This window comes from Falsochrobactrum ovis, from assembly GCF_003259955.1.
Taxonomy (GTDB): domain Bacteria; phylum Pseudomonadota; class Alphaproteobacteria; order Rhizobiales; family Rhizobiaceae; genus Brucella; species Brucella ovis_A.
This window is the reverse complement of record NZ_QLMK01000001.1, coordinates 99,328-116,747: the sequence shown is the minus strand read 5'-3', so window position 1 is coordinate 116,747 and position 17,420 is coordinate 99,328. Positions and strand designations below refer to the sequence as shown.

Here is a 17,420-nt window from a genome sequence, read left to right as displayed (position 1 = left end):
AGGATAGAGAATGATGTTAGGACTCTGGATTATCTGTGGCATCATTCTGCTTTGCGTCACTCTTTCGGCGTTTTTTTCCGGTGCGGAAACAGCGCTAACCGCGGCATCTCGCGCCCGTATGCTCAGCCATGAGCATAATGGGGATGAACGGGCCAAAGTGGTACAAAACTTGATCGGCAGGCGTGACCGGCTGATTGGCGTGTTGTTGATCGGCAATAACCTCACCAATATTTTGGCGTCTTCTTTGGCGGCCAGCATATTTTTGTCTTTGTTTGGTGATGCCGGTGTTGCCTATTCAACCTTGGCAATGACGGTCATTCTGGTGGTTTTTGCGGAAGTGCTGCCCAAGTCTTGGGCAATTTCCAACCCGGATCGTTTTTCGCTGCATATTGCCCGCCCAGTCTCATGGGTAGTGGCGGTGCTGGGCCCAGTTTCGGCGCTGGTGAATGGGATTGTGCGCGTTATCTTAAAGCTATTCGGCGTCAATCTGGCCATTGGGCGGCCCATGCTCAGCGCGCAGGAAGAGCTGCGCGGCGCGGTGGAAGTGCTGCATCGCGATAAATCTCTGGTCAAGGAGGACCGCGATCAACTGGGCGGATTGCTTGATCTTAAAGAGCTTGAAGTTAGTGATGTGATGGTGCACCGTACGGGAATGCGCACGATCAATGGTGATGCACCTGCGGATCAGATCGTGCGGGAAGTTCTGGCAAGTCCGCATACGCGCATGCCAGTCTGGCGCGAGGATATCGACAATATTGTCGGCATTATTCACACCAAGGATCTGGTGCGTGCGCTTTACGACTTCGATAATGATTTTTCCCGCATTGATATAATGAAAGTGGTGCGCAAACCGTGGTTCGTTCCCGATACAACCACTTTGCAAGACCAATTGGACGCGTTTTTGCGGCACAAAGCGCATATTGCCATTGTGGTGGATGAATATGGCGATGTGCAGGGGCTAGTAACACTCGAAGATATTTTGGAAGAAATCGTCGGCGACATCACCGACGAGCATGATATTGCCATAGAGGGTATGCGCTGGCAGCCAGATGGCTCGGTAATTGTGGATGGATCGCTGCCCATTCGCGATGTGAACCGTGCGCTAGGCTGGACACTGCCCGATGAGGAAGCAACCACCATTGCCGGGTTGGTTATTCATGAAACGCAGACAATTCCGGAAGTGAAACAGGCTTTCACATTTCACAGCAAGCGCTTTTCGGTTTTAAACAAGGAAAAGAACCGATTGACGCGCTTGCGTATTGTGCCGCTTGATGCTGACGGAAAGCCTATTCCGGGTGGTGTGGGGCCAAAGCTTCCTCTTTGAGCTGTGCTCCTAGCGCCTTGTCGGCTCGCCGGGTGCGGAAAGCTCTAACGCTAGGGCGTGAACGCCGCCATCCAACTCTGCTTTTAGCACTTCATTGACGGCACGATGGCGCGCCACGCGATTCATTCCGGCAAAGCTTTCGGCGACCATGCGCACGCGAAAATGGGTTTCTCCGGTTCCATCAAAGCTATCATGGTGATCACTGTCGGGATGGTGATGACCCGCATGGTGATGACTTTCATTTATGATTTCAAGACGTTGCGGAGAAAAAGCCGCTTTGAGTTTTTGCTCGATCACAGATTGTTTGTTAATAGGAATGGACATTTGGGCCAGTTCTCCCCATATAGACGCTGTGCTTCATATAGACGTCGCCTCGGCGGCATTTGGTGGGGCAAATCCGCACAGGACTCGCAGTTAGCAGCAAATTTCGCCCTAAATGAAAGACCAAATTGGTCGGGACGAAATGTCAATTCTTGTTTAGTGACTCTTAATCCGCATAATTCGATTCGATGACAACGAGCTCAAAATTTTTCGATAGCATTCGCATCCGCCCAAAAAAATCGGCCGAGGCGAAATCAAACGCACCCTGCTGCCAGTGGGATGGCTGCAATAAGCCGGGCACGCATCGCGCACCGGTAGGGCGTATGCGTGAGGGCGAGTATTTTCGCTTTTGTATCAATCACGTCCGGGAATATAATAAGAGTTTCAATTATTTCTCTGGCCTGTCCGATAGCGAAGTCGCCAAGTTTCAAAAGGAAGCCATTACCGGTAATCGACCGACATGGACGACAGGCGCCAATGCCAGCGCTAGTGCCCGCGCACGGACATCGCCGGATATTGCGCAGCGCCGTTCGGGCTCTGCGGCCTATCACAACAGGATGCGTGATCCGTTCAATATTGTGAACGAAGCCAAGATGAGCGCATCCGCCAAGACGCCGCATCGTAAACCACGAGCATTGGAGCTAAAGGCTCTGGCAACTCTTGGCTTAGATGCAAATTCCAGTAGCGATAAGATTAAGGCGCGCTATAAAGAACTTGTGAAGCAACATCATCCCGATGCCAATGGTGGTGATCGTGGTTCGGAAGATCGTTTCCGTGATGTGATTCAGGCTTATCAATTGCTCAAACAGGCAGGTTTTTGCTAAAGCCTTTTTGAGCTGGATGCAGTGGGCCAATGGCCCATCTGCCAACGGACATTCTTCTGCCGCATCTATGCGGAGGTAAGTACGGATGCCCGCAAGTTATTATAGTTGGGGCGTCAGTCTGGTTCGCCGGCGATTTGCTCCAGTTGGAATGTGAATGTCGCGGCTGGGCAATCCTGCCGCCTCTGGAGGCATGATGAACAAGGTTGAGCGCGATATAGCCAATTTGCCGGATATAACAGTTTCGGTGCGCGAAAAATTCGGAATCGATTCTGACATGATGGTGCCTGCATATGCAGCGGGCGATTCCTATGTACCAGAATTGGACCCCGATTATCTCTTTGACCGCCAGACCACGCTCGCAATTCTTGCAGGGTTTGCTCATAATCGTCGCGTGATGGTTTCTGGCTATCACGGCACCGGTAAATCGACCCATATTGAACAGGTGGCCGCTCGCCTCAACTGGCCCTGTGTGCGGGTTAATCTCGACAGCCATGTCAGCCGGATTGATCTGGTGGGTAAGGATGCAATCGTCGTTAAGGACGGCATGCAGGTTACTGAATTCAAAGATGGCATTCTGCCTTGGGCTTATCAGCACAATGTGGCGCTGGTTTTTGACGAATATGATGCCGGGCGTCCGGATGTGATGTTTGTCATTCAGCGTGTATTGGAATCATCCGGTCGTCTGACGCTTCTTGATCAAAGCCGCGTTATTCGTCCTCATCCAGCCTTCCGGCTGTTTGCCACCGCCAATACGGTGGGGCTGGGCGATACGACAGGGCTTTATCACGGCACACAGCAGATCAACCAGGCGCAGATGGACCGCTGGTCAATTGTAACGACGCTCAACTATCTGCCGCATGATAATGAAGTGAACATTGTTCTCGCTAAAGCCAAGCATTATCAAAATGCAGAAGGCCGACAGATCGTTGACAAAATGGTGCGGGTTGCGGACCTCACGCGGCAGGCTTTCATCAATGGCGATCTTTCCACCGTGATGAGCCCGCGTACTGTGATTACATGGTCCGAAAATGCGGCGATCTTTAATGATGTCGGTTTTGCTTTCCGTCTGACTTTCCTTAACAAATGTGATGAGCTGGAACGCTCGATTGTGGCTGAATTCTATCAGCGGGCATTTGGCGAGGAACTTCCTGAATCAGCAGCCAATATCGTTCTGGCCTGATGGGATATGGCGCTGGAGGTTTCCGGCGGCAGATGGATGAGGAGTCTGGATAGGCATGTCAGGCCAAATGTCAGGAATGGGCGATAATTCGCGTGAACGCAAAGCGGGTCCGGTGGATGCGGAGCCGTTTAAGCGCGCAATGACGGCCTGTATGCGGGCCATTTCCGGCGATAATGAGCTGGAAGTGGCGTTCAGCAATGATCGCCCTGCTTTAACCGCCAATCGCGCCCGACTTCCTGATATTCCTAAGCGCCCAAACCCACATGACCTTGCGGTTACGCGGGGGCTTGGGGATTCCATGGCTTTGCGCAAAGCGCAGCACAATGCGCGTATTCATGCAAGCTTTGCTCCAGAGGGCAAGCAGGCGCGCGCAATTTTTGATGCGGTGGAGCAGGCGCGCGTGGAGGCGATTGGCGCCAAAGCAATGGTGGGGGTGGCCGATAATCTCGCGGTTATGCTGGCGGATAAATATTCGCGCACCAATTTTGCGACGGTAACGGAGCGCGAAGATGCGCCGCTGGAAGAAGCGGTTTCATTATTGCTGCGTGAGAAGCTGACCGGTCGCAAGGCTCCTGCGGAAGCGGGGCCTGTGCTTGATCTATGGCGAGATTGGATTGAACAGAAGGCTGGCGCTGAGCTAGCGCGGCTGAATGAAAATCTGCAAGACCAGCAGGCTTTTGCTCGGATTGTGCGCGATATGCTGGCGGCCATGGATATGGCAGAAGAGTTTTCGTCTGACGAGCAAGACGAAGACGAGCAGCAAAATGAGGAACAATCGCCCGATCAAGACGAGAATGAAGAGGGCGGCGACGAGAGCCAGGAAGGGTCTGATTCGGCGCAGAGTGATGAATCGGATGAATCCAGTGACGAAGGCGAGCAGGGCGAAATGGAAGCCTCTGATGCGACTTCGGACGATATGGATGATAGCGAAGATATCGACGCGGAAACACCCGGAGATACGCGGCGCGCTAATCAACCTTTTGCAAATTTTGCCGAGCAGGTTGATTATAAGGTTTTCACCCGCGAGTTTGACGAGGAAGTCGAGGCAACCGATCTTTGTGACGAGGCAGAGCTTGAGCGTCTGCGCGGATTTCTCGACAAGCAGCTGGCCAATTTGCAAGGCGTTGTGGGGCGGCTTGCAAATCGCTTGCAGCGCCGTCTAATGGCGCAGCAAAATCGCTCTTGGGATTTTGATCTGGAAGAGGGATATCTCGATACCGCACGGCTGATGCGTGTGATTATCGATCCTACGCAGCCGCTTTCCTATAAAATGGAGCGAGACACGGATTTCCGCGATACGGTGGTGACATTGGTGCTTGATAATTCAGGCTCAATGCGTGGTCGTCCGATTACAGTGGCTGCGACTTGTGCTGATATATTAGCACGCACGCTGGAACGTTGTGGCGTGAAAGTAGAGATTCTTGGCTTTACCACGAAAGCTTGGAAGGGTGGCCAGGCGCGTGAAGCGTGGCTTGGTGGTGGCAAGCCAGCCAATCCGGGTCGTTTGAATGATCTGCGTCATATCATCTATAAGAGCGCAGACGCGCCTTGGAGGCGCGCACGGCGCAATCTTGGCTTGATGATGCGCGAAGGGCTGCTGAAAGAGAATATCGACGGTGAGGCGCTTATTTGGGCGCATCAGCGCCTATTGGCGCGGCCTGAGCAGCGCAAAATCTTGATGATGATCTCCGATGGCGCGCCGGTCGATGATTCTACCCTGTCGGTTAATCCAGGCAATTATCTGGAGCGGCATTTACGTGCAGTCATTGAGGAGATCGAAACTCGCTCGCCAGTGGAACTCATTGCGATCGGTATTGGTCACGATGTGACCCGTTACTATCGCCGTGCGGTGACAATTGTAGATGCCGAAGAATTGGCCGGAGCAATGACCGAGCAATTGGCTTCGCTGTTTGAAGACCAGCAGGAAGCATCGGGACGCAGGGGGCTTGGGGGGCGCAGGGGGGCCTAGGGGGCTTGAGGGACGCAGAGCTCGCTAGGCGATTTGATAAAATTCATGAAACAAACGGCGCATGTGGTCCATGCGCCGTTTGTTTTAGGATGCTTTGTCAGGCGCATAAAGTGTTGGGGCAAATATTGCCAGCACAGCGCCATAGGGGATCAGCATTAGCGTGCCCATTACGACTTTTACGAAGAAATCGCCAAAGGCCAAGGACGCCCAAAGCGGCACGCCAATCCCCAGAAATGCAGCCGGCTCTGCCAGTGATGAATCTGGCATTCCGGTGATTTTATCGATCCATGCAAAGTTCGCGGCAAACGCAATTGAGAAGAATAAAACTGTGTCGAAGATTGAGCCGAGCATTGCACCAGCAAAAGGGGCTTTCCACCAAGTCTTACGGCGCAGGCGGTCAAAAACGGTGATATCCAACAGTTGAGCGCAAAGAAAAGCACTGCCAGAAGCGATGGCGATACGCGGGATCGCAAGCCAGATCGATAGCACCACACCCAAAACAAAACCGACATAAACGGTTCTTCGCGCAGCAAGGGGACCGAAGCGGCGATTGGTGAGGTCATTGACCAAAAATGCGAAAGGATAAGTGAAAGCGCCCCAGGTAAGAACTTCATTCAGGCCCAAATATTCAAATGGATATTGGACAAGAATATTGGAGGCAGCAACTGCGGCACACATTGCCAGCATGGCCGGCATTAGCCGGGAGAGGGAAATATTATCAGACATTTTTTTATCCTGGGTAATGGAACCAGCAAAAAAGGCCAGCGCAGGCCAGCCATTTTTGTCTAACTGCTATGAGCGGCACTCAGAAACATAATCACACCCTGTTTAGGATGATTTAATCGAGGCCGAAATTCGGGCAGATGGCAATTCTGCCTGAACTTATTCTGCTGCTGCTTCAGCCTGCTTTTTAACGATCTGACGCTTAAGCAGACGTGCGCGCTGCGAGAGTTCCTTATCGTTTGCCTTAACGAGGAAGGAATCAAGGCCGCCACGATGCTCAACCGAACGCAGAGCATTCGCAGATACGCGCAGACGATAGCTATGGCCGAGAGCTTCGGACATAAGCGTTACGTTGCAGAGGTTCGGCAGAAAACGACGACGCGTTTTGTTGTTCGCGTGGCTTACATTGTTGCCGTACTGGACCGACTTGCCGGTCAATTCACAAGCGCGGGACATTTTGGTCTCACCTTCAACATTTTGTTTCTCAGGCCCCGACCCGAATGTCCGATACATGCAATCAAAGCAGACAATCAATGCAGTTTGATGCTGCTGGCGCGCGATCTCGGACAGGCGGCCTATTGGGAAAGTCGCGTTTCTATAGTGACCACAGCGATTGCAGTCAAGCCAGATTCGAAGTTAACGCCGTAAACAGGATGTTTTGCGGCATTTTGCGCGCCTCTTATAACATGGCATCATAACTTCGCCAGTTTTTACTGGTCACAGATAGAGTAGAGGGAGAACAAAGATCAAGTGGGGAGGTGCCTCTGAAAGGCTCATCAAGGATGATACGCCGTTTACGATTCTCTTGGACATTATCACGATTGATAGGGAAACAATCACGATTGACAAGAACACGAGCAGCAGGATGGCGCTGTGTTTTATTGTTGCTGGCCGTGATTGCTGCAAGCGGCAGTGCCATGGGTATTGCCCAAGCAGATGCGGTTTATCGAACCGAATATGAAATCTCGATTTTTGGGCTTTCACTGGCGCGCGCTGCCATAGAGACTACGGTTAAGGGGCGGAATTATAGCGTAAATGGCCGTTTCATGACATCCGGCTTGGCGCGTATCTTTGACGATACGGATGGGACGGTATTCGTCACTGGCCGGTCTGTGATGGGCCGAGCCGTGCCCAGCAGTTTTGATCTTGCCTATAAGCACGGGCGGAAAAACAAAAGCACTAAAATCCGCTTTGCCGGTGGCAATGTCATTGATGTAAAGAATGTGCCTGCGATTAAAAAGCGGGCACCGTGGATCACGGTGACACCGGGTGACTTGCTCAATGTCAATGATCCGATTACCGCGCTGATGATTTCAGCGGATCAAATTGGCTCTGTCTGCAACCGGACGCTTAACGTTTTTGATGGTCAGACAAGGGCAGACATCAAATTAGCATTCAGCGGTACGCGATCTTTCACCACGCGTGGATTTACGGGCGAATCGGTGATCTGCTCGGCAGGCTTTGTTCCTTTGGCTGGCTATCAAGAAGGCAAAAAAGCCATCAATTATTTGCGCGATAAAAGCAAGATCTCAATTTCCTTTGCTTCAATGGGGGATTCCGGTATTTATGGCCCGGTTCTTGCAACGATCGGTACGCAATTGGGGACATTAAAAATTCAGGCGACGCGATTCGAGCAGGTAAAATAGGGGAGGACAAAGCAGGCTTGAAAGCAGAGTCCTCGAATGGCGCCTCTGATGGAGGCGTCTAATGGGGGCCCGGAGGGGGGATTAATATGAAGCTTGCGACCCTGATTGGTTTTTCCGCTATCGCTATGTGGGCGTTATTGGCGCTTTTTACAGCAGGATCGGGTAAGGTTCCGCCATTCCAGCTTTCTGCCATGACATTTGCCATTGGTGCATCCATTGGTCTTATCTCATGGCTCTGGCGTCCGGGGGCTGCAAAACATTTGCGCCAGCCGCCGGTGGTTTGGCTGGTCGGAGTTGTTGGACTTTTCGGTTATCATTTTCTCTATTTTACCGCGCTGCGAAACGCACCAGCGGTAGAAGCCAGTCTGATTGCCTATCTTTGGCCTTTGCTGATTGTGCTGGGGTCGGCGCTGATGCCCGGTGAGCGGCTGCACTGGTATCATATTGCAGGAGCGCTGCTCGGGCTTGTTGGAACCGTGTTGATCGTTACCAAAGGCGGAAGCCTTGGTTTTGAGGCAAGATATAGTTTCGGTTATGCCATGGCTGGGCTTTGCGCTTTCACCTGGTCGGCCTATTCACTTTTATCGCGCCGATTAGCGCATGTGCCAACTGACGCAGTGACAGGATTTTGTGTGGCAACAGCGGTGCTTTCGCTGATCTGTCATCTTGCTTTAGAGCAAACTGTTTGGCCTGAGGGGCCTATGCAGTGGGCAGCGGTTCTGGCCCTTGGTCTGCTGCCGGTGGGGGCTGCCTTTTATGCTTGGGATTTTGGCATAAAGCGCGGGAATATACAGGTTCTGGGAGCTGCGAGCTATGCGGCGCCGCTTCTTTCCACCTTGGTGCTCATTATCGCAGGCGCTTCCGAGCCGAGTTTGCGCATTCTTGCCGCTTGTTTATTGATCACGGCCGGTGCGGCTTTGGCGGCAAAAGATATGATTTTTTCGCGACGTGCAGAGACAGCACCGGCGGAATAGGATTTAATGGGTAGCGCTAAGGCATTCGTCGTGATTTCCCAAAATTTCGATCACGCGGCATTGGTCGATGCGGCTATGAGCCGAGCACTCAAGCATACGAAGCAATTCGGCTTTTAATGACAAGAGCTTCGCGATTCGATGTTCGACATCTGCTAATCGAACGCGCGCGATCGCATCGGCAGCGGCGCAGGATTGATCAGGATTGTCTTGCAGAGCCAATAGAGTGCGGATTGCATCAATCTCAAAGCCGAGATCGCGGGCATGGCGGATAAATAAAAGCCGCTGAATATCGGATTTATCATAGAGCCGACGATTTCCCTCATTGCGGGGAGGGGGCGGCAATAGACCAATCTGCTCATAATAGCGAATTGTCGGTACTTTCACGCCGCTGGCTTTTGAAGCTTCTCCAATCGAAACATTTGCGATCATTTTTCGCTTGCTCCTCTAGTCACTAGAGGATGTAGACCCTTATTGAAATTGTTCAAGAGGCTTCCACAGTAATGTGGAACGGTTTGGATGCCGACCTTAGGGATAAAGTGATGAAGCAAAAAGCACCAGCGCATGATCACCACCACGACCACCACGCCAATTGTGAGCATGATCACAGCACGGATACGCACGAAGCGCATAGGGATCATCTATTGAATGAGAATGGCGGCGGGTTGCGCTTTCAGGTTGAGGGGATGGATTGCGCATCTTGCGCGGCCAAAATCGATACGGCTGTGAGCCGGGTTTCGGGTGTGGAGAAGGTTTCTGTTTCCGTGACCAATGGGATGATGTTGGTCGAGCATGATGGTTCGGCCAACCCCGATGAAATTGCCGCCAAGGTGGGCTCTTTGGGTTATCGCGCCGTTCCGGTTTCTGAAACAAATCAAGGTGGAGCAACTACTAATGTTTCAGACCCGGTACGCTGGTGGCAAAGCGGCAAGGGACAATTGACGCTGGCCTGTGGGGCCGGGTTGGTGCTGGCTTATATTATCGGAAATATTTTTCCGCGGATTGAGTTTTTGGCTTTTACCGTGGCCATGTTGATCGGTCTGGTGCCAATTGCGCGGCGGGCGCTTATGGCTGCCATCAACGGAACGCCCTTTTCCATCGAAATGCTGATGACAATTGCAGCTGTCGGTGCCGTTTTCATTGGCGCGACGGAGGAAGCGGCGGCGGTTGTGTTGCTGTTTCTGATCGGCGAAATGCTTGAAGGCGTGGCCGCCGGCAGAGCGCGGGCGAGTATTCAATCATTGACCACGTTGGTGCCGAAAATTGCTATTGTTGAAAGCCAAAGTTCCACGCGGGAAGTGCCTGCAGAAAGTCTAAACGTCGGTGATGTGATTGTCGTGCGCCCGGGCGATCGTATCGCTGCGGATGGTGAGATTATCTCTGGTGAAACTGCGATTGATGAAGCTCCGGTTACAGGGGAAAGCACCCCGGTGGGCAAGAGTTCTGGCGATACGGTTTTTGCCGGTACAATCAATGGCGATGGGGTGTTGCGCGTCAAAGTGACAGCGGCAGCACAAGATAATACCATCGCACGGGTGGTGCGGCTGGTGGAGGAAGCACAAGAATCAAAAGCCCCTACCGAGCGTTTCATTAATCGTTTCTCGCGTTGGTATACGCCGGGCGTGGTGATTTTTGCGTCGCTGATTGCTGTTCTTCCGCCATTGCTTATGGGCGCTGCCTGGGGCGAATGGATTTATAAAGGCTTAGCTATTTTGCTAATTGGCTGTCCTTGTGCGCTGGTTATTTCGACGCCTGCGGCAATTGCAGCGTCACTTTCGGCAGGTGCGCGCCGTGGCTTGCTGATAAAGGGCGGAGCGGTTCTTGAAACAATCGGGAAAGTGACCACTGCTTGTTTCGATAAGACCGGAACGCTGACGCAAGGCAAGCCGCAAGTAACGGATGTGATTGCCGGAGAGATGAGCGAGGACGAGGTTTTGCGCCTGGCGGCATCGCTTGATGCGGGATCAAGCCACCCGCTGGCGCTGGCGATCGTGAGCGAGGCTGAGACGCGTGGGCTTCAATTGGTGGAAGTCACCCAGAGCAAGGCGCATGGCGGCAAAGGCGTTTCAGGCATTGCTGAGGGTGCGGAATTATTTCTCGGGTCACGCAAGGCAGCGCGTGAGCGCGGCACCATTTCCGATGCTTTGGCGGCGCGGATAGAAGCGTGCAATGACGCTGGGAAGACGATTTCGGTATTGGTGGCTGATGGCCGGATTGCTGGAGCCATTGCAATGCGTGATGAGCCTCGCGCGGACGCGATTGCGGGTCTAGAAACGCTCAAAAATATGGATGTTCGTGTGCTGATGCTGACGGGTGACAATCGTCGCACAGCGGATGCGATTGGCGGGGAAATCGGCATTGAGGTGCAAGCCGAACTTTTGCCCGAAGATAAGCAGCGTATTGTCAGCGAGTTGCGCGCGCAAGGCCAAGTCGTCGCTAAAGTGGGGGATGGTATCAATGACGCGCCAGCACTGGCGGCGGCAGATATTGGCATTGCAATGGGCGGCGGCACCGATGTGGCGCTTGAAACCGCAGATGCCGCCATTTTGCACGGGCGTGTCGGCGATGTGGCGGGGATGATTGCGCTATCGAAGCGGACTATGCGTAATATTTATCAGAATATTGGCATTTCACTGGGGTTGAAGGTCGTCTTTCTGATAACCACAGTGCTGGGGATCACGGGGCTTTGGCCAGCTATCCTCGCTGATACTGGCGCCACGGTTTTGGTAACGATCAATGCCTTGCGTCTATTGAGGCAGCCTGGCTGATAGGCTTAGGGATGGGTGATTATTCACCCATCAATTCGCGGATACGCTCGCTATATTTTTGGCCGAAAGCCAAATGTTCGGGATTGACGATCTTTGCCTCGTCAAAAATTTGAGTTTCTTCGGCAGCATCGGCGGCGGCCAGACTGCTCATCAGGGCAAAATGGGTCAAAAGAAATTCGCGCGGGGTGAGATTCTGGGCGTTGATGATCTCAACGACTTGTGGCCGCGATTCCAGACTTGCGATCATAGAATCCATTGAGGGCCGGGCATCCAATCCTTCTTCGGAAGTGGGGGCAAGTTCGAGCTCCTCAAGTGCGGCGTGGATTTTTTCCATGCGCGAAAGCAGATCTTCACTCAATTTGATGTTGTTAATTTCAGGTGGCGTGGCGGGAGGTGTTGCGATTTCAAAAAAATCCTCCGCCATGGCGATCGGGCCGGAGATTGGCACAACGATAAGCGATAGCGTAACCACGGCTGCTTGATGGAGTTTTTTAAATTGAGATAAAGCTGACATTTCTTTCCCCGCGCAGGCATGAAAATTTGAGTGTCTTATTTCATCAAAGAAATGTGACAAAACAAGATTAAAATCCCAAATGCTCGTGCCTTGGCGCTTTGAGACTAATTTTAAAACATATCTTTGCGCTTGCGGATCTCCGCGAAAACCTCTGCGTCGCTTGCTTCTTGCAAACCAAGACGTGCGCGTATGCCTTGATCATGCCAGCGCAAAAAGGGATTGGTGGCCATTTCGAGTGCGATGGTTGAAGGCAAAGTCATGCGGTCGGCGGCGCGCAAGCGAGCAATTTCGGTGGCGCGTTCTTTAAGGGCGGAGTTTTCAGGATCAATCGTCAGCGCAAAGCGGGCATTGCTTTCGCTGTATTCGTGCCCACAATAAACGGCCGTATCGCCGGGAAGCGCGATAAGCTTTTGCAGCGAGTGATACATGGTTTCTGGTCGGCCTTCTAGCAGACGGCCGCATCCGAGTGCAAAAAGCGTGTCGCCGGTAAAGACAAGTTTGGCTTCGGGCAAATAGTATGAAACTTCGCCAGCGGTGTGGCCGGGAGTGGAGATTACCTGCACATTGAACAGGCCAAAGGTAAATATATCGCCGTCCTCAACTGTGCGATCAATGCCCGGGATTTTATCCGCTTCATCTTTGGGGCCAATGATGCTCACGCCAAATTTTCGTTTCAGTTTCTCATTGCCATCGACATGATCGAAATGGTGATGCGTGGTGAAAATAAAGTCGAGCGTCCAGCCGCGGCGGTCAAGCGCTTGTTCAACGGCATCTGCATCGGGTGCGTCGATTGCAGCCGTTAATGCGCTTTCAGGATCGTGTATGAGGACACCATAATTATCGCTGCGGCAGATGAATTGTTCGATATCAAGCTGTGCTTTGATTGGCGACATGGCATCCTCCTCAATTATTTGGCTGAACTTGGTTCAGGCAATGTATGTTTCTGAATAAGGGGCATTTGTGAAAGTGTGAAGACAATGGTTATGGGCATGGTGCCCCAAACCTTGAAAGCCACCCAGAAATCCGTTGAGAAATTGCGCCAGATTACTTCATTGGTGATGGCCAGAAACAAAAAGAACAGTCCCCAGCGAAATGTTAGTTTGCGCCAGCCTTCGGCATCAAGTCTGAAAGCAGAATCAAACACATAGCCCAGCAGCGCTTTGCCGAAGAAAAGGCCACCCAAAAGAATTGTGCCAAAGAGCGTGTTCACAATGGTCGGCTTCATTTTAATGAAGGTTTCATTGTGCAGCCACAGGGTCAAGGCACCAAAAACAAGGACTACTATGCCGGAAATAAGCGGCATCATGGGCAATGTGCGGGTCAATATCCATGAAACGGTCAGTGCGATCACCGTTGCGACCATAAACAAAGCGGTGGCCAGAAAGATTGGTTCGCCGATATGGCCCAGCACGGGGAAGCGCTCAATTAAGCTTTCACCGCGGGCATTGGTGAAAAAGAAAACCAGAAGCGGGCCCAGCTCTAGGGCCAATTTAAGCAGGGGGGGAACTTCCTTACGCTCGGCTTCGGTTTTTTGCGACGGATCGCGCTCGAAAACGGGTTGTTGCATCAGGAGACTCCTGCAATAGCGCGTGCAAAATCTTTGGCTTCAAATGGTTCTAAATCGTCGACACCTTCGCCGACGCCGATGAAATAGACCGGTAATTTATGTTTGGCGGAGATGGCCACAAGAATGCCACCCCGCGCGGTGCCATCGAGTTTGGTCATGACCAATCCGTTGACACCAGCAATATTTTTAAAAATCTCCACCTGATTGAGCGCGTTTTGGCCTGTGGTGGCGTCGAGTGTTTGCAAAACAGTATGTGGGGCTTCCGGGTCATGTTTGCCCAGAACACGCACGATCTTTGCAAGTTCATCCATCAGCTCAGCTCTGTTTTGTAGCCGCCCAGCCGTGTCGATAATCAATACGTCGCTTCCGGCCTGTTTGGCTTTTTCCCAAGCATCATAGGCCAATCCAGCGGCATCTGCGCCCAATTTGGATGAGACAACCGGCGCGCCAGTGCGCTCGCCCCAAATGTGTAATTGTTCGATAGCAGCAGCGCGGAATGTATCACCGGCAGCGAGCATGACTTTCAGCCCGCCAGCCGTCAGCTTGGCTGCAAGCTTGCCGATAGTGGTGGTTTTGCCGGTGCCATTGACGCCGACGACCAAAATAACATGCGGCTTGTGTGAAAGGTCGAGTTCGAGCGGTTTTGCCACCGGCGCAAGAACTTTTTCGATTTCCGTGCCCATGATAGCGCGCACTTCGTCGCTGGAAACATCCTTGCCATAACGGGATGCGGATAGCGCATCGGTGACACGCATTGCGGTTTCAAGCCCTAGATCGGCCTGGATGAGCACGTCTTCAAGGTCTTGTAGCGTGTCATCATCCAATTTGCGCTTGGTGAAAATGCCGCCAATCGAATCGCTTAGCGAGCTTGAGGATCGGGCAAGGCCGCGGCGAAGGCGTTCGAACCAGGAAACCCGCGGTTCGGGCGTCTCCTCAATGGGTTCTTCTTCCTGGCTTTCCTCGACCGACTTTGAAACTTTGACCTTTTTAGGCTTTTCAACCGCGCTGACAAGCTCGGCTTCGGTTTCAGACGGAGCGGGGGAATAGGTTTCTTCCGGGTCTGGTGCAGGCTCTTCGTCTATTGCGACAGGTTGAGCCAGATCGGGCTCCGCCGGTTCCATAATGGGCGGTTGCTCGATTGCAATTTCTATTTCGGTAACAGGGTGCTCAGCAATTGCGGCCTGCGGTTCCGGGTCGGGTTCAGAAACCGATTGGTTTTGGGATTCTGGTTCCGGATCTGCGGGGGCAATTGGGGGAGTATCGTCTTCAGATAGCGCAGAGGGTGGCGGGCTAAGCTCATCGGTGTCAGTCGGCTGATCGACCGGCTTTTCTTCGACCTCCTTCTTGCCGAAGGAGAACATTTTCTTGATGAAACCGATTGCCATAGAATTCGATACCTTATCTGGTCGTAGCCCAAGCGGCCTGCGGCTCTGCCTGACGGGTGAGAAGTTTTTCACCGTCGTGGCCTGTCACGTTGCATTCAATAATTTCGCCTGCATTGCCCTGATCAATAGCGGCAAGGGTAAAGCCTTCAGTGCGGGCGACGCCTTGTTTTTCCACGAGCAAGCGCTGGCGGGTGCCGATTAGCGAGGCAAGGTGCTTTTGATAGGCAATTTCACCCACGGCGCGTAGCCTTGCGGCGCGCTCTTTGACGATCTCGCGCCGGACTTGCGGCATGCGTGCTGCGGGCGTGCCTTCGCGCGCGCTATAAGGAAAAACATGCAAGTTGGTGAGGCCGCATTCCTCAACGATTTTCAATGAATTTTGGAACATCTCTTCGGTTTCTGTCGGGAAACCGGCAATGATATCCGCACCAAAAACAATGTCGGGGCGCAGGCTGCGCACAGTTTCGCAAAAACGAATAGAATCGTCACGCAAATGTCGGCGCTTCATGCGTTTGAGGATCATATCATCGCCCGCCTGTAGCGATAGATGCAGATGCGGCATCAGACGTTTTTCATTGGCGATCGCGTCCATCAAATCATCGTCAGCTTCAATTGAATCAATGGATGAAAGGCGCAGACGCTGCAAATCCGGCACTTGAGCAAGCACGGTTTTGACAAGCTTGCCCAGACGAAGATTGCCGGGAAGATCGGGGCCGTAGGAGGTCATATCAACCCCGGTCAGCACCACTTCGCGATAGCCATTATCAACCAAGCGTTTGACCTGATCGACCACGCCGCCCATCGGCACCGAGCGCGAATTGCCGCGACCATAGGGAATGATGCAAAAAGTGCAGCGGTGGTCGCACCCATTCTGAACCTGAACGAAGGCACGGGCGCGGCCTTCAATGGCATCGACCATGTGGCTGGCCGTCTCGCGCACTTCCATAATGTCGTTAACGCGGACTTTTTCGAACTGGTTGACCCCAAAATCCGGCAACATACGGTAGGAGTTGGCTTTCAGCTTTTCCTCATTGCCCAAAATGAGGTCAACTTCCTCCATAGCATCGAATGTGGCAGCTTCGGTTTGGGCAGCGCAGCCGGTGACGATGATGCGCGCTTGCGGATTATCGCGGCGCGCCTTGCGGATAGCCTGTCGTGCTTGCCGCACCGCTTCGGCGGTCACAGCACAGGTGTTGAAAATAATGGCGCCATCTTTAAGCTCGCCCAAGCCCGCAGCATCGGCTTCGCGCTTCATCACTTCGGATTCATAGGTATTGAGGCGGCAGCCGAATGTAACTACTTCAACGCTCATTATGCAGCACCTCGGTCATCATTAGCTGCTCGGCTCCATTCGCCACTTGCGGGATCAAATGTGCCTTGAAATTCCCATTCAGCGGGTCCGGTCATCAGCACATGATCGTCCTCGCGCCATTCGATTAAAAGCGGTCCGCCCGGTACTTGAACAGTGATCTTGCGCTCAGCGCGCCCGGTGCGAACGGCGCAAACTGCGGCAGCACAAGCCGCAGAACCGCAAGCGCCCGTCAATCCGGCACCGCGTTCCCATGTGCGCAGATCGATAAGCGTCTTTGATTTCACATGGGCAATGGAGATATTGGCGCGCTCTGGAAAGATTGGATCATGTTCCAGCGTTGGTCCATATTTATCAAGCGGATAAGACCACACATCATTTTCAACCCAGAAGATCGCATGAGGATTGCCTATGGAAGCAACCGAGGGCGCGGAAAGAACTGGTGCGTCAGCGGGGCCAGCAGAAAGATCGATTTCGCGGGTGTCTTTGATCGCATGGGCGAGCGGAATGGATTGCCAGTCAAAATTGGGCTTTCCCATATCCACGGTGATCAAGCCGTCTTGGTGTTCGTCGGCGGTGAGAATACCGGCCAAGGTTTCGAAAAAATAGGAACGTTTACCGCTTTCGCGTGCAAGCCATTGCACGACACAGCGGGTACCATTGCCGCAAGCCTGGGCTTGGGTGCCGTCCCTATTGATAATCTCGATAAAATAATCTGTTCCATCGGATCGGGGATCATGGATAGCCATGATCTGATCAAAAGCTGTTTCTTTCTCGCCTGCCAGATGAATAGCAGCAGCCGGCGCAACCCGATCGGTGCGCCCACGCATATCGGCAACAATGATCTTGTTGCCCAATCCGTTCATTTTGGCGAAGACTGCCTTATTCATCGATGGTTCCTGTGGCCTGAGCTGTTTCT

General features: G+C 52.8%; 16 protein-coding genes and 1 pseudogene. 7 read left to right on the top strand and 10 right to left on the bottom strand.

Annotation, left to right across the window (positions count from 1 at the left end):
• Positions 1–10: 10 nt before the first annotated feature.
• A complete protein-coding gene (locus C7374_RS00565) occupies positions 11–1,324 on the top strand; it encodes an HlyC/CorC family transporter (protein ID WP_111573674.1) in 1,314 nt (437 codons plus the stop codon).
• A 9-nt stretch (positions 1,325–1,333) separates the two neighbouring features.
• Here the strand turns inward: C7374_RS00565 and C7374_RS00560 are convergent, their stop codons facing one another.
• On the bottom strand, positions 1,334–1,648 hold the full coding sequence (locus tag C7374_RS00560) for a BolA family protein (protein ID WP_111573673.1): 315 nt from the start codon (positions 1,646–1,648) through the stop codon (positions 1,334–1,336).
• Positions 1,649–1,833: 185 nt separating this feature from the next.
• On the opposite strand from C7374_RS00560, the gene C7374_RS00555 reads away from it, so the two are divergent.
• The 3 genes from C7374_RS00555 (at position 1,834) to cobT (ending at position 5,618) form a co-directional block, all read left to right on the top strand.
• Positions 1,834–2,469: a J domain-containing protein gene (locus C7374_RS00555; RefSeq protein ID WP_111573672.1), complete on the top strand. Its 636-nt coding sequence runs from the start codon at positions 1,834–1,836 to the stop codon at positions 2,467–2,469.
• Between the two features lie 193 nt (positions 2,470–2,662).
• On the top strand, positions 2,663–3,649 hold the full coding sequence (cobS, locus tag C7374_RS00550; protein WP_111574221.1) for a cobaltochelatase subunit CobS: 987 nt from the start codon (positions 2,663–2,665) through the stop codon (positions 3,647–3,649).
• A 55-nt stretch (positions 3,650–3,704) separates the two neighbouring features.
• Entirely contained in the window at positions 3,705–5,618 is a 1,914-nt protein-coding gene (gene cobT, locus C7374_RS00545; protein WP_111573671.1) for a cobaltochelatase subunit CobT, read from the top strand.
• Positions 5,619–5,702: 84 nt separating this feature from the next.
• Here the strand turns inward: cobT and C7374_RS00540 are convergent, their stop codons facing one another.
• Both C7374_RS00540 and rpmB read right to left on the bottom strand, forming a co-directional pair.
• Positions 5,703–6,344 carry a VUT family protein gene (locus C7374_RS00540; RefSeq protein ID WP_111573670.1) on the bottom strand — a complete coding sequence of 214 codons (642 nt, stop codon included), beginning with the start codon at positions 6,342–6,344 and terminating at the stop codon, positions 5,703–5,705.
• A 156-nt stretch (positions 6,345–6,500) separates the two neighbouring features.
• Positions 6,501–6,797, bottom strand: a complete 297-nt coding sequence (rpmB, locus tag C7374_RS00535) for a 50S ribosomal protein L28 (RefSeq protein ID WP_111574220.1) — start codon at positions 6,795–6,797, stop codon at positions 6,501–6,503.
• 386 nt (positions 6,798–7,183) lie between these two features.
• On the opposite strand from rpmB, the gene C7374_RS00525 reads away from it, so the two are divergent.
• Together C7374_RS00525 and yddG are read left to right on the top strand one after the other, a co-directional pair.
• A complete protein-coding gene (locus C7374_RS00525) occupies positions 7,184–7,987 on the top strand; it encodes a DUF3108 domain-containing protein (protein WP_374850672.1) in 804 nt (267 codons plus the stop codon).
• A gap of 86 nt (positions 7,988–8,073) precedes the next feature.
• Entirely contained in the window at positions 8,074–8,961 is an 888-nt protein-coding gene (gene yddG / locus C7374_RS00520) for an aromatic amino acid exporter YddG (RefSeq protein WP_111573667.1), read from the top strand.
• A gap of 3 nt (positions 8,962–8,964) precedes the next feature.
• Here yddG and C7374_RS00515 read toward each other — a convergent pair whose 3' ends face one another.
• Entirely contained in the window at positions 8,965–9,390 is a 426-nt protein-coding gene (locus C7374_RS00515; protein ID WP_111573666.1) for a MerR family transcriptional regulator, read from the bottom strand.
• A gap of 230 nt (positions 9,391–9,620) precedes the next feature.
• Here C7374_RS00515 and C7374_RS00510 point away from each other — a divergent pair.
• Positions 9,621–11,726: pseudogene (locus C7374_RS00510) on the top strand (heavy metal translocating P-type ATPase); the annotation flags it as partial.
• 19 nt (positions 11,727–11,745) lie between these two features.
• Here the strand turns inward: C7374_RS00510 and C7374_RS00505 are convergent.
• The 6 genes from C7374_RS00505 to dapF all read right to left on the bottom strand — a co-directional run bounded on the left by C7374_RS00505 (position 11,746) and on the right by dapF (position 17,391).
• Positions 11,746–12,240 carry a hypothetical protein gene (locus C7374_RS00505; RefSeq protein ID WP_111573665.1) on the bottom strand — a complete coding sequence of 165 codons (495 nt, stop codon included), beginning with the start codon at positions 12,238–12,240 and terminating at the stop codon, positions 11,746–11,748.
• A gap of 110 nt (positions 12,241–12,350) precedes the next feature.
• Entirely contained in the window at positions 12,351–13,133 is a 783-nt protein-coding gene (gene gloB, locus C7374_RS00500; protein WP_111573664.1) for a hydroxyacylglutathione hydrolase, read from the bottom strand.
• 14 nt (positions 13,134–13,147) lie between these two features.
• Positions 13,148–13,807, bottom strand: a complete 660-nt coding sequence (locus C7374_RS00495) for a septation protein A (protein WP_111573663.1) — start codon at positions 13,805–13,807, stop codon at positions 13,148–13,150.
• Entirely contained in the window at positions 13,807–15,192 is a 1,386-nt protein-coding gene (gene ftsY, locus C7374_RS00490) for a signal recognition particle-docking protein FtsY (protein ID WP_111573662.1), read from the bottom strand. Before ftsY ends, C7374_RS00495 begins: the two co-directional genes overlap by 1 nt.
• A 13-nt stretch (positions 15,193–15,205) precedes the next feature.
• Entirely contained in the window at positions 15,206–16,504 is a 1,299-nt protein-coding gene (gene mtaB / locus C7374_RS00485; protein WP_111573661.1) for a tRNA (N(6)-L-threonylcarbamoyladenosine(37)-C(2))-methylthiotransferase MtaB, read from the bottom strand.
• Positions 16,504–17,391 (bottom strand): diaminopimelate epimerase, encoded by an 888-nt coding sequence (dapF, locus tag C7374_RS00480; protein ID WP_111573660.1) that lies wholly within the window; start codon positions 17,389–17,391, stop codon positions 16,504–16,506. The genes mtaB and dapF overlap by 1 nt, the downstream gene beginning before the upstream one ends.
• Between the last annotated feature and the right edge of the window lie 29 nt (positions 17,392–17,420).

Excerpts from the sequence above, each read along its gene's own strand:
- gloB (WP_111573664.1), bottom strand. The coding sequence starts at position 13,133 with ATGTCGCCAATCAAAGCACAGCTTGATATCGAACAATTCATCTGCCGC.
- dapF (WP_111573660.1), bottom strand. The coding sequence starts at position 17,391 with ATGAATAAGGCAGTCTTCGCCAAAATGAACGGATTGGGCAACAAGATC.
- cobS (WP_111574221.1), top strand. The coding sequence starts at position 2,663 with ATGAACAAGGTTGAGCGCGATATAGCCAATTTGCCGGATATAACAGTT.
- mtaB (WP_111573661.1), bottom strand. The coding sequence starts at position 16,504 with ATGAGCGTTGAAGTAGTTACATTCGGCTGCCGCCTCAATACCTATGAA.
- C7374_RS00555 (WP_111573672.1), top strand. The coding sequence starts at position 1,834 with ATGACAACGAGCTCAAAATTTTTCGATAGCATTCGCATCCGCCCAAAA.
- rpmB (WP_111574220.1), bottom strand. The coding sequence starts at position 6,797 with ATGTCCCGCGCTTGTGAATTGACCGGCAAGTCGGTCCAGTACGGCAAC.
- C7374_RS00495 (WP_111573663.1), bottom strand. The coding sequence starts at position 13,807 with ATGCAACAACCCGTTTTCGAGCGCGATCCGTCGCAAAAAACCGAAGCC.
- C7374_RS00515 (WP_111573666.1), bottom strand. The coding sequence starts at position 9,390 with ATGATCGCAAATGTTTCGATTGGAGAAGCTTCAAAAGCCAGCGGCGTG.
- cobT (WP_111573671.1), top strand. The coding sequence starts at position 3,705 with ATGTCAGGCCAAATGTCAGGAATGGGCGATAATTCGCGTGAACGCAAA.
- C7374_RS00505 (WP_111573665.1), bottom strand. The coding sequence starts at position 12,240 with ATGTCAGCTTTATCTCAATTTAAAAAACTCCATCAAGCAGCCGTGGTT.
- C7374_RS00560 (WP_111573673.1), bottom strand. The coding sequence starts at position 1,648 with ATGTCCATTCCTATTAACAAACAATCTGTGATCGAGCAAAAACTCAAA.
- ftsY (WP_111573662.1), bottom strand. The coding sequence starts at position 15,192 with ATGGCAATCGGTTTCATCAAGAAAATGTTCTCCTTCGGCAAGAAGGAG.
- C7374_RS00565 (WP_111573674.1), top strand. The coding sequence starts at position 11 with ATGATGTTAGGACTCTGGATTATCTGTGGCATCATTCTGCTTTGCGTC.
- yddG (WP_111573667.1), top strand. The coding sequence starts at position 8,074 with ATGAAGCTTGCGACCCTGATTGGTTTTTCCGCTATCGCTATGTGGGCG.
- C7374_RS00540 (WP_111573670.1), bottom strand. The coding sequence starts at position 6,344 with ATGTCTGATAATATTTCCCTCTCCCGGCTAATGCCGGCCATGCTGGCA.